A 13,872-nucleotide genomic window follows, 5' to 3' on the forward strand; every position below is an offset into this window, starting at 1 on the left:
TCAGGGGTTCTGCGTGGTCTCGTGTCTGGGCATGTCCATGAGGTTGGTGTTCAGGTGGAACATGACCCAGATGGAGCCCACCAGCATGATCACCAGCAGCACCACGGTGAAGATCAGCGACAGCATGGTCCAGCCGCCTTCCGCCTTCGAATTCAGGTGCAGGAAGTAGATCATGTGGACCACGATCTGCACCGCGGCGAAGGCCAGGAGGACCAGCGTCGTCGTGGTGGGCGACTGGAACACCTTGCCCATCACCAGCCAGAACGGGATGACGGTGAGGAGGACGGCCAGGATGAAGCCCTTGACGTAGCCGCCGACGGTGGCGTGGTAGCCGTCGTCGCCATGGTCATCGTGGCCGTGGTCGTGCACGTGGTCGTGGCCCAGGTCGTTGTGCGGTTGCGTATGCGCCTGGCTCACGGCAGCACTCCCATCAGGTAAACGAAGGTGAAGACGCCGATCCAGATCACGTCCAGGAAGTGCCAGAACATGGACAGGCAGATGAGGCGGCGGCGGTTGGCGGGGATGAGGCCCGACTTGCCCACCTGGAACATCAGCGTGACCAGCCAGATGGTGCCGAAGGTCACGTGCAGGCCGTGCGTGCCCACCAGCGCGAAGAAGGAGGACAGGAAGGCGCTGCGCTGCGGGCCCGCGCCCTCGTGGATGAGGTGCTGGAACTCGTAGAGCTCGATGCCCAGGAAGCCCAGGCCCAGCAGTCCCGTGATGGCCAGCCACATCAGCACGCCGCCCTTGCGGCGGTTCTGCATGGAGATCATCGCGAAGCCGTAGGTGATGGACGACAGCAGCAGCAGCGCCGTGTTCACGCCCACGAGCTTGAGGTCGAACAGGTCCGCGCCGGAGGGACCGGCGGCATAGGCCCGGCCCTGCACCGCGTACACGGCGAACAGCACGGCGAAGATCAGGCTGTCGCTCATCAGGTACAGCCAGAAACCCAGCAGCGTGCCCTGCTCGGGGTGGTGCGTGCCGTCGTCGTAGAAGCGCGGCGATTGGTCGGTACCGACGCCCACGGGGGCGCCGCCGCCCAGGCCGGGGGTCAAGGTAGAGGAGTGGCTTTGCATGGTGGTCGTGTGTTCCGTGCCGTACAGGCCTCAGGCGGTGGCCGGACGGTTCAGGCCGGCTTGGGACCGGTCGGCCTGGCCTGCCTCGATGGCCGTCAGGGCACGGGTGCGCTCGGCTTCGGTGCGGGCCACTTCCTCGGCCGGGATGTAGTAGTCACGCTTGTAGTTGAAGGTGTGGACGATGGAGGACAGCACGACGGCGGCGAAGGCCACGCCGGCGACCAGCCACATGTGCCAGATCAGCGCGAAGCCCAGCACCGTGGAGAGCATGGCGATCACGAAGCCCGCGGCGGTGTTGGAGGGCATGTGGATGGCCTGGAAGGCTTCCACCGGGCGCTTGAAGCCGCGCTGCTTCATGTCGTACCAGGCGTCCTGCTCATGCACCACGGGGGTGAAGGCGAAGTTGTAGGCCGGCGGGGGCGACGACGTGGACCACTCCAGCGTGCGCGCGTCCCAGGCGTCGCCCGTGGCGTCGCGCAGTTCCTTGCGCTTGTAGATGCTCACGGCGATCTGCAGGATGAAGGCGCCGATGCCGGCGGCGATCATGATGGTGCCGAAGGCCGAGACGATGAACCAGGGGCGCTGCGTCGGGTCGTCGAAGTGGCTCATGCGGCGCGTCACGCCCATGAGGCCCAGCACGTAAGGCGGGATGAAGGCCACCCAGAAGCCGATGGACCAGCACCAGAACGAGACCTTGCCCCAGAACTGGTTGAGCTTGAAGCCGAAGGCCTTGGGGAACCAGTAGTTGATGCCGGCAAACACGGCGAACACCACGCCGCCGATGATCACGTTGTGGAAGTGCGCGATCAGGAACAGGCTGTTGTGCAGCACGAAGTCCGCCGGCGGCACGGCCAGCAGCACGCCCGTCATGCCGCCGATCACGAAGGTGATCATGAAGGCCACCGTCCACATCATCGGCAGCTCGAAGGTGATGCGCCCGCGGTACATCGTGAACAGCCAGTTGAAAATCTTGGCCCCTGTCGGGATCGAGATGATCATCGTGGTGATGCCGAAGAACGAGTTGACGCTGGCGCCCGACCCCATGGTGAAGAAGTGGTGCAACCACACCAGGTAGGACAGCACCGTGATCACCACGGTGGCGTACACCATGGAGGCGTAGCCGAAGAGCTTCTTGCGGCAGAACGTGGCCGTGACTTCGGAGAAGATGCCGAAGGCCGGCAGCACCAGGATGTAGACCTCGGGGTGGCCCCAGATCCAGATCAGGTTCACGTACATCATGGGGTTGCCGCCCAGATCGTTCGTGAAGAAGTTGGTGCCCACGTAACGGTCCAAGGTCAGCAGCGCCAGCGTCGCGGTCAGCACGGGGAAGGAGACCACGATGAGGACGTTGGTGCACAGCGACGTCCAGGTGAAGATAGGCATCTTCATCAGCGTCATGCCCGGCGCGCGCATCTTGACGATGGTGGCGATCAGGTTGATGCCCGATAGCGTGGTCCCCACGCCGGCCACCTGCAAGGCCCAGAGGTAGTAGTCCACCCCCACGCCCGGACTGGCATCGATGCCCGACAGCGGCGGGAAGGCCAGCCAGCCGGTGCGGGCGAATTCGCCCACGAACAGCGAGGCCATGATCAGGCCCGCGCCGCCGGCGGTCATCCAGAAGCTGAAGTTGTTCAGGAAGGGGAAGGCCACGTCGCGCGCGCCGATCTGCAGCGGCACCACGTAGTTCATGAACCCGGTGACGAAGGGCATCGCCACGAAGAAGATCATGATCACGCCGTGCGCCGTGAACACCTGGTCGTAGTGGTGCGGCGGCAGGTAGCCCATGCTGTCGCCGAAGGACATGGCCTGGTGCGTGCGCATCATCAGGGCGTCGGCAAAGCCGCGAAGCAGCATCACCACGCCCAGGATCATGTACATGATGCCGATCTTCTTGTGGTCGATGCTGGTGACCCAGTCACGCCACAGCGGGCCCCACAGGCGGTATTTCGTCATCGCCAGCATGACCACCAGGCCGCCGAGGACGACGGCGGCAAAGGTGGCCAGCAGGATGGGTTCGTGCAGGGGAATGTCATCCCAGCCCAGGCGGCCGAGCAGCAGCCCGGCCTCTTCTCTTGGATCAGCAGTCATCTGGGGTCTTCCTGAAAAAGCGGGAAGCTTCGTCGCGTCTTGTGGTCTTGAGGGAGCGCTGCTTCAGGGCTGCGCGGTGGCGATGTAGCGCAGCGGATCGGCTTGGCCGTAGAGGTTGGTGGCGGTGCACAGGGAGGCCACGGCGGTGCGCTCGCCATCGCGCCAGGAGCGCTGCGTGACGCCGGCGATGCCGCCCTTGCCGCCGCCGCCGGCAGCGTCGATGGCCATCATCTGGTGCATGCACATCTTGGCGCTGTCCACGCAGCGGCCCACCACGGCGTCGAAGAGCTTGGCCTCGACCTGGCCGAAGCGGCGCACGGGCTCGCGCTCGCTGGGCTGCTCCAGCTTCAGGTAGGTCTCGCGGTTGAGCACCTGGCCCTTGCCTTCGCTGCGGTTGCGCTCGACCCAGGCGTTGAAGTCGGCGTCCGACAGGCCGTGGAACTTGAAGCGCATATAAGAGAAGCCGTCGCCGCTGTAGTTGGCCGACAGGCCCTGGTACTCGCCGGGCTGGTTGATCACGGCGTGGAGCTGGCTCTCCATGCCGGGCATGGCGTAGATCATTCCCGCCAGCGCCGGCACGTAGAAGGTGTTCATCACCGTGGAGGAGCTGATGTGGAAGCGAATGGGCCGGTCCACCGGGGCGGCCAGCTCATTGACCGTGGCCACGCCCTGCTCGGGGTAGATGAAGAGCCACTTCCAGTCCAGCGCCACGACCTGCACCACCAGCGGCTTGTGGTCCGCGGGCAGCGGGCGCTGCGCGTCGATGCGCTCCAGCGGGCGGAAGGGATCGAGCTTGTGGGTGCTGATCCAGGTCACCGCGCCCAGCGCGATGATGATGAGCAGCGGCGCGCCCCAGATCACCAGTTCCAGCCGCGTGGAGTGGTCCCAGTCGGGCGTATACGCCGCCTGGGCCTTGGCGCGGTAGCGCCAGGCGAACAGCAGCGTCAGCGCGATCACCGGGACGATGATCAGCAGCATCAGGTAGGTCGCCGTGCGGACAAGGTCCGCCTGCTGCGAGGCGATGTCGCCGGAGGGGTGCAACACCACCATGTTGCAGCCGCCCAGCATCAGGGCTAACAGCGAGAGCGCGGCAAGCCGCGGGGTGGTACGGTGAGGGAGCTTGGTGGTCATCGAGAACTTCCAGGCGGGCGCCGGGGAGGCTTTTGCGCAACGCGCGGGAATGTAGCCTGCTTGATGTGGGTCAACGATTGGACATATTGTCCCAGCACGGTCACTCATCTTTGCGCCATGACACATACCGCAGCCCCATCCATGAACCCGCTTTTGCGGCCGCAGCAACCGCCGATCCCGCCTCAGGGCTTCAGCGGCAAACCCGGGAATGCGACACCGGACCACACCGGCGTGGCGCCAGGCGACATCGCCGTCGGGGTGGTGGTTGGGCGGGCGTCGGAATATTTCGACTTCTTCGTCTTTGGCCTGGCGTGCGTGCTGGCCTTCCCGGCCGTGTACTTTCCGTTCGCCGAGAACCGCCTGGTCGGTACGCTTTACGGGTTCACGGTGTTCGCCCTGGCCTTCTTGGTGCGGCCGCTGGGCACGCTGCTGGGCATGGCCATACAGCGGCGCTTTGGCCGCAGCTACAAGCTGGGCGCGGCCATGCTGCTGCTGGGCACGGCCACGGCGGGCATCGCCTTCCTGCCGGACTTCCAGCGCCTGGGCATGTCAGCCGTGATCCTGCTGGCGGTGTTCCGCGTGATGCAGGGCATCGCGCTGGGCGCGACCTGGGACGGCCTGCCCTCGCTGCTGGCCATCAACGCGCCTGAGAACCGCCGCGGCTGGTACGCGATGCTTGGGCAGTTGGGCGCGCCGCTGGGCTTTCTCATCGCCGCGAGCCTCTTTGCCTTTCTGTGGAACAACCTCTCGACGCAGGACTTCGTGGAATGGGGCTGGCGCTTCCCCTTCTACGTGGCCTTCGCGATCAACGTGGTGGCCACGTTCGCGCGGCTGCGTCTGGTGGTGACGCACGAGTACGAGAGCGCGCTGCAGGCGCATGAGTTGGAGCCTTGCCGCGTGCGCGACCTGGCCAGCAGCGGCCAGGGCCAGGGCGCCAACATCTTCATCGGCGCCTTCGCGGCGCTGGCAAGCTTCGCCCTCTTCCACATCGTCACGGTGTTCCCGCTGTCGTGGATCATGCTGCGCACGCAGGAGTCCATTGGTAACTTCCTGGAGGTGCAGATCGTCGGCGCGCTGCTGGCCGCCGCGGCCATGCCGGTGTCCGGCCTCATCGCCAACCGCATCGGTCGGCGCAGCACGCTGGGCACGCTGGCGGTGCTGATCGGTATCTTCGGCTTCGCCGCGCCCTTCCTGCTGGGCGGCGACGCCAAGGGCCAGGCTGCCTTCGTCCTCGTGGGCTTCGTCCTGCTGGGCCTGTCCTACGGCCAGTCGTCGGGGTCGGTGACCTCCAACTTCCTGCCCCAGTTCCGCTATACCGGCGCGGCGCTGACGGCCGACACCGCCTGGCTCATCGGCGCGGCCTTCGCTCCGCTGGTGGCACTGGGCCTGTCGGAGCGCTTCGGCCTGGGCGCGGTCAGCTTCTACCTGCTCTCCGGCACGATCTGCACGCTGCTGGCGCTGCGGCTGAACAAGACGCTGGCGGCAGCCAGGGACTGAAGCTCACTTGAGAAGTGTCCGGTTCGCCGGACGCCCAACCAAAACGACAAAGCGGCCGGTGCCTCCCAGCACCGGCCGCTTCGCTTTGGGGCTCGCAAAACGAGCCGCAGCCTCAACGCGGCTTTGTAAAACCGCCTTCGACCCAGGCCGAGGCGCTGGCCGAGTTCAACTTGAAGTCAGGCCGCACGCGCACGCTGGCGAGCTCCTCGCCGAAGGCGTCGCGCGCCGACAGCACGGCATAGGGCTCGTATTCGTCCGGGACGATCTCCAGCGCCACGGTCACCGTGCCGTCCTCGCCGCTGACGGTGACGTTCTTGTTCAGCAGCGCATGGCGGTGCTGCTCGGCGCGGCGCAGCACCTCGCTGGCCGTCTTCACCAGCACGTTGAAGGCGTTGACGTCCAGCGGCTTGGGGTTCTTCTTGTCGCGGCCCATGGTCCACGGGCCCACCAGCGCGGGCTCGGACTCGCCGTCGCGCGTCATGGCCACGGCCCAGCCGTCGTCCTCCTCGTTCTTGACGACCTTGGCCGTCCAGCCGTTGTCGCGCCACAGCAGCGCCTCGTGCACGGACTCGGCCTCGTCGCCGGCCGCCGCCACGTCTTCATGTTTCAGATCGAATGCCATGCCCGCCATCGTAACGGCGCCTCGATGTCCGAAGGCACGGCAGGCCTCTTACTGGTTGATTTTGCATCTTCATGGTCAAGAAGCGCCTTGCGCATGAGCTTGCTTGGTCGGGCCGCCTTGACAGCGCGTCCCTCAGGGAGACCATGGGGGACTTTGCGCACAGCAAACCCTGGAGGTCCGCCATGCTTGAAACGCTGCGCCCCGATCCGACCTTCCACCCCTCGCCGCGCCTGGCCATGGAGGCACCGCGCGAGCGCATCGCCTACACCGCGCTGCTGTCGCCGGATGCCAGCCGGCCGGACGCCATCGCCGTGGTGGACGTCGATCCGCAATCTCCCGGCTACGGCAGCCTGATTTACCGGCTGGACATGCCCTACCAGGGCGACGAGTTCCACCACTTCGGCTGGAACGCCTGTTCCTCGGCGCTGTCGCCGCTCTCCGGCCACGCCTTCCTGCGCCGGCGCTACCTGGTCGTGCCGGGCATACGCTCCTCGCGCCTGTACATCATCGACACCGAGCCGGACCCGCGCCGGCCCACCATCGCCAAGGTCATCGAGCCCGCGGAAGTGCTCAGGAAGACCGGCTACTCGCGCCCGCACACCGTGCACTGCGGACCGGAGGGCGTCTACATCAGCACCCTGGGCGGCGGCGGCAAGGACGGCACGGACGGGCCCGCGGGCATCTTCGTCCTCGATTGCGAGAGCTTCGAGCTGCGCGGCCAGTGGGAAATCGAGCGCGGCCCGCAGAAGCTGCACTACGACTTCTGGTGGAACCTGCCGCGTGACTGGATGGTCAGCAGCGAGTGGGGCCGCCCTCCGCAGTTCGAGAACGGCATCGTCCCCGAGGACTTGCTGTCCAACCGCTACGGCCACCGCCTGCACTTCTGGGATCTGCGCGGGCGCCGGCATCTGCAGACTATAGACCTGGGCGCCAACCACCAGATGCCGCTGGAAGTGCGCCCGGCGCACGACCCCTCGCGCGAATACGGCTTCGTCGGCGTGGTGGTGGACACCACCAACCTCGAAGCCTCCATCTGGACCTGGTGGCGCGAAGGGGGCCGGTTCCACGCGAGGAAGACTGCCACCATCCCGCCGGAGCCGGCCGACAAGGCACTGCTGCCGCCGCTGCTGCAGGGCTTTGGCGCCGCGCCGCCGCTGGTCAGCGACATCGACCTCTCGCTGGACGACCGCTTCCTCTACGCCGCCTGCTGGGGCACGGGCGAGCTGCGCCAGTACGACGTGACGGACCCGATGTCGCCCAAGCTCACGGGCAGCGTGCGCTTGGGCGGCATGGCCGCCCGTGCGCCGCATCCCAGCGGCCGGCGCTTTGCCGGCGCGCCGCAGATGACGGAGATCAGCCGCGACGGACAACGCGTCTACTTCACCAACGGCCTTTACAGCCGCTGGGACATGCAGTTCTACCCGGACGGCATTCCCGGCGCGATGGCCCTGTGCAACGTGGGCGCCGAGGGCGGCCTCACGCTGGACGAGCGCTTCCTCCTGGACTTCGGCGCGGACTACGGCGCGCACCAGATCCGGCTCGAAGGCGGCGACTGCTCCACCGACTCCTTCTGTTATCCCAGCGCTTGAACACCGCCACCGAAGGCGCCGCCCTGTGGCTGGCCGTGGCCGCGCTGGGCGCCTGGCACGGCCTCAATCCGGCCATGGGCTGGCCGCTGGCGGTGGCCAACGGCCTCATGGCGCACCGCGCCGCAGCCCTCTTCGGCACGCTGCTGCCGCTGGCCGCGGGCCACCTCATGGCCATGGCCGTGGTGCTGCTGCCCTTCGCGGCGGCCAGCGGCCTGCTGGCGTGGCAGCAGCCCATCCGCATCGGCGCCGGGCTGCTGGTGGCGGCGTTTGGCGCGTGGCGGCTGGTGAACCGGCGCCATCCGCGCTGCCTGGCCCGCGTGCGGCCCACGCAGGTGGCGCTGTGGTCCTTTCTCATGGCCACGGCCCACGGCGCGGGGCTGATGCTGCTGCCCTTCGCGCTGGGCCTGTGCATGCCCGCGGCCCAGGCGCCGCTGCCCGCGGCGGCCGGCATCGCGGCGGCCGCCGCGGTGGCCGCCGTGCACACCGGCGCCATGTTCGCCGCCGGCCTGGGCGCCGCTTGGGCCGTCTACCGCTGGCTGGGCCTGGGGACGCTGTCGCGCAGCTGGATGGACCTGGACGCCGTCTGGGGCGCCAGCCTGGTGCTGGCCGGCGCGGCCAGCGTGGGGATGGCGCTGTAGGCGAAACAGACGCCGCCGGGTCGGCTGGCCGGCAGGCGTCTGGCAACCGGCGCTGTCCGACAGGCGCTCGCCAACAGGCTTTTCGTCGGGGCACTGCCGTGGCGGCCTGCACGCCTGCTCGCCCTGCGGTTGAATCCGCCCCATGGCCTCTTTCCGCGACCGCAACCCCGTCAAGACCCCCGCCGCGCCGTCCGCCGACGGCCTCGTGATCCGCGTGCTGGAGCGTCCGCAGCAGCTCGACGCCGCCGCCTGGGACGCACTGCTGCAAGCCCAACCCTCGCCCACGCCCTTCATGTCCTCGGCCTACCTGCTGGCGCTGCACCGCTCCGGCTCCGCCGTGCGCGGCACGGGTTGGGCGCCGTGCTTCATGACGGTGGAGAACGCCGCCGGCGAGCTCGTGGGCGGCACCCCGCTCTATCTCAAGACCCATTCCTACGGCGAGTACGTCTTCGATTGGGCTTGGGCCGACGCCTACCGCCGCCACGGCCTGGCCTACTACCCCAAGCTGCTGGGCGCCGTACCCTTCACGCCCGTGCCCGGCACGCGGCTGCTGGCGCGCGACGATAGCATCCGCGCCCTGCTCGCCCAAGCCGTGCTGGCGCTGGCCAAGCAGCAAAAGCTCTCGTCCGCCCACCTGCTGTTCATGGACGAGGCCGACGCCGCCGCGCTCGCCCAGGCCGGCTGGATGCTGCGCGAGGGCGTGCAATTCCACTGGACGCAGCCCGCCGACGCGCCCTGGGCCAGCTTCGACGACTTCCTTCGCAGCCTGCAGCGCGAAAAGCGCAAGAAGATCGCCCAGGAGCAGCGCCGCGTCGCCGAGGCCGGCGTGCATTTCACGGTGCACGAGGGCACGGCCATCACCGAAGACCTCTGGGACTTCTTCTACCGCTGCTACACCCTGACCTACCAGGCCCACGGCTCCATACCTTACCTGGAGCGCGAGTTCTTCGGCGAGGTGGCGCAGACCCTGCCGCGCCACTGGCTGCTCTTCGTCGCCCGCCGGGGTGACGAGCCGATCGCCGCCTCGCTGCTGGCGCTGGACCCCGAGCGCAAGCGCGCCTTCGGCCGCTACTGGGGCAGCGTGGAGCCCGTGGCCTGCCTGCACTTCGACGCCTGCTATTACCAGCCGCTGCGCTGGTGCATCGAAAACGGCTACGTGGCGTTTGAGGGCGGCGCGCAGGGCGAGCACAAGATGGCGCGCGGGCTGCTGCCGGTGCGCACGCAGTCCGCGCACTGGCTGGCCGACGCGCGATTCGCCGACGCCGTGGCCGACTTCCTGGAGCGCGAGGGCGCGGGCATGCAGGACTACGTGGATGAGCTGCGGGAGCGCAACCCCTTCAAGTAGAGGCCTCTGCACGCCGGCTTTGGCCCCCGCATTGCCCGAAGGCGCACAGGCATATTCATCGCCGAAACGCGTCGTTGTCGCGGCCCGGCCGGCTGCCTAGAGTGGCAACACCTCATCCGTACAGATTCCAATGCAGTCAACAGTCCAAATCCGCTACCGCGTGCCCTGCATGACTTCGCGCGGCCTGCTCAAGCCGTAAACCCATGCCGCGCCGCATCCGCTTCAACGCGTTCCAGATGAACGCGGCATCGCACCAGGCGCCGGGCCTCTGGCGCCATCCCAGAGACCTCTCCCACCGCTACACCGACCCCGGGCACTGGGTGGAGCTGGCGCAATTGCTGGAGCGCGGCGTCTTCGACGGCGTGCTCTTCGCCGACGTGCTCGGCGCCAACGACGTCTACGCCGCCAGCCCCGAAGCCGCGCTGCGCCACGGCGTGCAACTGCCCGTCAACGACCCGCTGGCGCTCATCCCGCTCATGGCGCAGGCCACGCGCCACCTGGGCCTGGGCGTCACCAGCGCCCTGGCCTACGAGCATCCCTACCTCTTCGCCCGCCGCCTCTCGACGCTGGACCACCTCACGCGCGGGCGCGTGGCCTGGAACATCGCCACGCGCTGCTTCGACAGCGCCGACCGCAACATGGGCCTGGCCCATCCGCCCACGGCCGAGGAGCGCTTCGACATCGCCGAGGAGTACCTGGAGGTCGTCTACAAGCTCTGGGAAGCAAGCTGGGAAGACGACGCCGTGCGCCGCGACCGCAGCGGCGGCCTGTATACGGACCCGGCCAAGGTCCATCCCATCGCCCACCACGGTCGCCATTTCGACGTGCCCGGCATCCACCTGTGCGAGCCCTCGCCGCAGCGCACGCCGCTGCTGCAGGTACAGGCCGGCACCTCTCTGCGCGCCACGCGGCTGGCGGCACAGCATGCGGAAGCCATCTTCGTCAGCGGCCCAAGCATCGCCGTCGTGCGCCGCCTGGTGGAGCAGGTGCGCCAGGCGCTCTCGGCCGCGGGCCGCACGCGCGAGGACGTGCTCATCTACACCCAGGCGCTGGTCATCACCGCGCCCACCGCCGCGCAGGCGCAGGACAAGCACATGGACCTGCTGCGCCACGTGGACGTCGAAGGCGCGCTGGCCCTGCTCTCCGGCTGGAGCGGCATCGACTTCAGCCGCCACCCGCGCGACGAGCCCATAGAAGCCGTGGCCACCAGCGCCGAGCGCACCGCGCTGGCCGCCTTCAGCCAGGGCCAGCCCGGGCGGCAATGGACGGTGGGCGAGGCCGCGCGCTTCATCGGCTTGGGCGGGCGCGGGCCGGTCATCGTCGGCTCGCCGCCGCAGGTGGCCGACCAGCTCGAACAGTGGGCCGACGCCACCGGCGTGGACGGCTTCAACCTCAGTTGGGCGCTGGCCCACGAGACGCTGCAGGACGTGGTGGAGCTGATCGTCCCCGAGCTGCAGCAACGCGGCCGCTACGCCCAGGGCTACGCCGGCGGCACGCTGCGCGAGCAGCTTTTCAGCCGCGGGCCGCGGCTGAGCGCCTCGCACACGGCGCGCCGCGTGCGCATCGCCCCGGCCCGCGGCGAAGCGGGCGCGCACGCCGACAGCCCGGCGCTGGGACAAACGCCTTAGCACGCCTCGACACCGGGCCAAGCACGCTTCGCAAGGGCCGGCCGCCGTGGCCTACGGTGCCGGCCCTTCGCCTTCCAGGTAGTGAACGTCGCTTTGCGCGCGCAGCCGCGCGGCGGCCTGCTCCGGCGTGAGATCGCGCTGCGCCTCGGCCAGCATCTCGAAACCCACCATGAACTTGCGCACCGTCGCCGAGCGCAGCAGCGGCGGATAGAAATGCGCGTGCAACTGCCACGGCGCCGGGTCGCGGTCGTCGAACGGCGCGCCGTGCCAGCCCATGGAGTACGGGAAGGGGCAGCGGAACAGGTTGTCGCAGCGCGTGGTGAGCCGCTTGAGCAGCAGCGCCAGGTCCGCACGCTGCGCCGGCTGCAGTTGCGGCAGCCGCTGCACCGCAAAGCGCGGCAGCACCAGCGTCTCGAAGGGCCAGGTCGCCCAAAAGGGCAGCACGGCCAGCCAGTGTTCGGTGCGCAGCACCACGCGCTGGCCGGCGGCCTCCTCGGCCGCGGCCACGTCCGCCAGCAGCGGCCGGCCGTGCTCGGCGAAGTACTCGCGCTGGCGCGCGTCCTCGGTGGCGGGCTCGTCCGGGACGAAGTCCGTGGCCCAGATCTGCCCGTGCGGATGCGGCTGCGAGCAGCCCATGAGCTCGCCCTTGTTCTCGAACACCTGCACCCAGGCGTAGTCGCGGCCCAGCTCGGCGCTTTGTTCGCACCAGGCGTCCACCACGCCCGCGATGGCGGGCACGTCCATCTGCGGCAGCGTGCGCGAGTGGTCCGGCGAGAAGCACAGCACGCGGCTGGTGCCGCGCGCGGCCTGGGCGCTGAAGAGGGCGTCGCCCGCCGCGTCCGGCGGCACGTCCGGCACCGCGGGCATGAGCGCGGCGTGGTCGTTGGTGAAGACGAAGGTGCCGCGGTAGTCCGGGTTGCGCTCGCCGCTCACGCGCAGGTTGCCCGGGCAGAGGTAGCAGCCCGGGTCGTAGGCAGGCAGGTCCGCCACGGCCGGCGCCTCCTGCCGGCCCTGCCAGGGCCGCTTGCCGCGGTGCGGCGACACCAGCACCCAGCGCCCGGTGAGCGCGTTGCGCCGCCGGTGCGAGTGCTCGGCCGGGTCGAAGGCCGCTGCCGCCGTCGCCGACGGCTGGGTGGGATCCGCGCCGCTCATGCCGCGTACCCCTGCGGATTCATGGACTGCCAGCGCCAGGTGTCGGCGCACATCTCGTCCAGCCCGCGGCGGGCGCGCCAGCCCAGCGCCTGCTGCGCGCGCGCCGGGTCGGCCCAGCAGTTGGCCACGTCGCCCGGGCGGCGCGGCGCCAGCTCGTAAGGCAGCTCGCGGCCGCAGGCGCGGCCGAAGGCCTGCAGCATCTCCAGCACGCTGTGCCCGCGCCCCGTGCCCAGGTTGAACACGTGCAGGCCCGCCCGGCCGTGGCCGTGCTCCAAAGCGGCCAGGTGGCCGTCGGCCAGGTCCAGCACGTGGATGTAGTCGCGCACGCCCGTGCCGTCCGGCGTGGGGTAGTCGTTGCCGAAGACGCGCAGCTTCTCGCGCCGCCCAACCGCCACTTGGGCGATGAAGGGCATGAGGTTGTTGGGAATGCCCTGCGGGTCCTCGCCCATGAGGCCGCTGGGGTGCGCGCCCACCGGGTTGAAGTAGCGCAGCGCGGTGAGCGACCACGAGGGGTCCGACGCCGCCAGGTCGCCCAGGATCTGCTCGACCATGAGCTTGCTGCGGCCGTAGGGGTTGGTGGCGGCCGTGGGCGCGGCTTCCGACAGCGGCATTTGCCCGGCGTCGCCGTAGACCGTGGCCGAGGAGCTGAACACCAGCGTGCGCACGCCCGCCTCGCGCAGCGCCTCCAGCAGCACCAGCGTGCCGTGGACGTTGTGGTCGTAGTAGGCCAGCGGCATCTGCACCGACTCGCCCACGGCCTTGAGCCCGGCAAAGTGGATGACGGCCTCGATGCGCTCCTCGCGCAGCAGCTTGTCCAGCAGCGCGCGGTCGCGCACGTCGCCCTGGACGAAGCGCGGCCGCATGCCCGCGACTTGGGCGATGCGATCCAGCACCGCCGCCTTGCTGTTGCTGAGGTTGTCCAGCAGCACCGGGCGCTGCCCGGCCGCCAGCAGTTGCACGCTGGTGAGGCTGCCGATGTAGCCCGTGCCTCCAGTGACCAGAACGTTCATGAACGCCATTCCCTTCCAGACGCGCCGTGCGGCGCCTTGCCGGCCCCGCCGTCCGGGGCGCCGGAAGGATTGCAGCAAGCCGCCGGCCTTGCCGCG

12 protein-coding genes are annotated in these 13,872 nt (G+C 69.2%); 5 read left to right on the plus strand and 7 right to left on the minus strand.

The window, feature by feature from the left end; all coding sequences use genetic code 11:
• The 4 genes from cyoD to cyoA all read right to left on the minus strand — a co-directional run bounded on the left by cyoD (nt 1) and on the right by cyoA (nt 4,295).
• Nucleotides 1-417 carry a cytochrome o ubiquinol oxidase subunit IV gene (gene cyoD / locus SM757_RS27255; RefSeq protein ID WP_322467789.1) on the minus strand — a complete coding sequence of 139 codons (417 nt, stop codon included), beginning with the start codon at nt 415-417 and terminating at the stop codon, nt 1-3.
• Entirely contained in the window at nt 414-1,076 is a 663-nt protein-coding gene (cyoC, locus tag SM757_RS27260; protein WP_084267751.1) for a cytochrome o ubiquinol oxidase subunit III, read from the minus strand. Before cyoC ends, cyoD begins: the two co-directional genes overlap by 4 nt.
• 30 nt (nt 1,077-1,106) lie before the next feature.
• Nucleotides 1,107-3,164, minus strand: a complete 2,058-nt coding sequence (cyoB, locus tag SM757_RS27265) for a cytochrome o ubiquinol oxidase subunit I (protein WP_322467790.1) — start codon at nt 3,162-3,164, stop codon at nt 1,107-1,109.
• 63 nt (nt 3,165-3,227) lie between these two features.
• Entirely contained in the window at nt 3,228-4,295 is a 1,068-nt protein-coding gene (gene cyoA, locus SM757_RS27270) for a ubiquinol oxidase subunit II (RefSeq protein ID WP_322467791.1), read from the minus strand.
• A gap of 141 nt (nt 4,296-4,436) precedes the next feature.
• Between cyoA and SM757_RS27275 the strand changes: the two genes are divergently transcribed.
• Entirely contained in the window at nt 4,437-5,792 is a 1,356-nt protein-coding gene (locus SM757_RS27275; RefSeq protein WP_322467792.1) for an MFS transporter, read from the plus strand.
• Between the two features lie 112 nt (nt 5,793-5,904).
• On the opposite strand, the gene SM757_RS27280 is transcribed toward SM757_RS27275, so the two are convergent.
• Nucleotides 5,905-6,414 carry a hypothetical protein gene (locus tag SM757_RS27280; RefSeq protein WP_066340182.1) on the minus strand — a complete coding sequence of 170 codons (510 nt, stop codon included), beginning with the start codon at nt 6,412-6,414 and terminating at the stop codon, nt 5,905-5,907.
• 182 nt (nt 6,415-6,596) lie between these two features.
• Between SM757_RS27280 and SM757_RS27285 the strand changes: the two genes are divergently transcribed.
• The 4 genes from SM757_RS27285 (at nt 6,597) to SM757_RS27300 (ending at nt 11,614) form a co-directional block, all read left to right on the plus strand.
• Complete coding sequence (locus SM757_RS27285; RefSeq protein ID WP_322467793.1) at nt 6,597-8,003, plus strand: selenium-binding protein SBP56-related protein; 1,407 nt, start codon at nt 6,597-6,599, stop codon at nt 8,001-8,003.
• Nucleotides 8,000-8,641: a hypothetical protein gene (locus SM757_RS27290; protein WP_322467794.1), complete on the plus strand. Its 642-nt coding sequence runs from the start codon at nt 8,000-8,002 to the stop codon at nt 8,639-8,641. Before SM757_RS27285 ends, SM757_RS27290 begins: the two co-directional genes overlap by 4 nt.
• Nucleotides 8,642-8,783: 142 nt before the next feature.
• A complete protein-coding gene (locus SM757_RS27295) occupies nt 8,784-9,986 on the plus strand; it encodes a GNAT family N-acetyltransferase (RefSeq protein WP_322467795.1) in 1,203 nt (400 codons plus the stop codon).
• 203 nt (nt 9,987-10,189) lie between these two features.
• Nucleotides 10,190-11,614: an LLM class flavin-dependent oxidoreductase gene (locus SM757_RS27300; RefSeq protein WP_322467796.1), complete on the plus strand. Its 1,425-nt coding sequence runs from the start codon at nt 10,190-10,192 to the stop codon at nt 11,612-11,614.
• A 51-nt stretch (nt 11,615-11,665) separates the two neighbouring features.
• Here the strand turns inward: SM757_RS27300 and SM757_RS27305 are convergent, their stop codons facing one another.
• On the minus strand, nt 11,666-12,766 hold the full coding sequence (locus SM757_RS27305; protein ID WP_322467797.1) for a UDP-glucose--hexose-1-phosphate uridylyltransferase: 1,101 nt from the start codon (nt 12,764-12,766) through the stop codon (nt 11,666-11,668).
• Nucleotides 12,763-13,785: a UDP-glucose 4-epimerase GalE gene (gene galE, locus SM757_RS27310; RefSeq protein ID WP_322467799.1), complete on the minus strand. Its 1,023-nt coding sequence runs from the start codon at nt 13,783-13,785 to the stop codon at nt 12,763-12,765. Before galE ends, SM757_RS27305 begins: the two co-directional genes overlap by 4 nt.
• Between the last annotated feature and the right edge of the window lie 87 nt (nt 13,786-13,872).

The sequence above is a fragment of the Azohydromonas lata genome (genome assembly GCF_034427735.1).
GTDB classification, from domain to species: domain Bacteria; phylum Pseudomonadota; class Gammaproteobacteria; order Burkholderiales; family Burkholderiaceae_C; genus Azohydromonas; species Azohydromonas lata.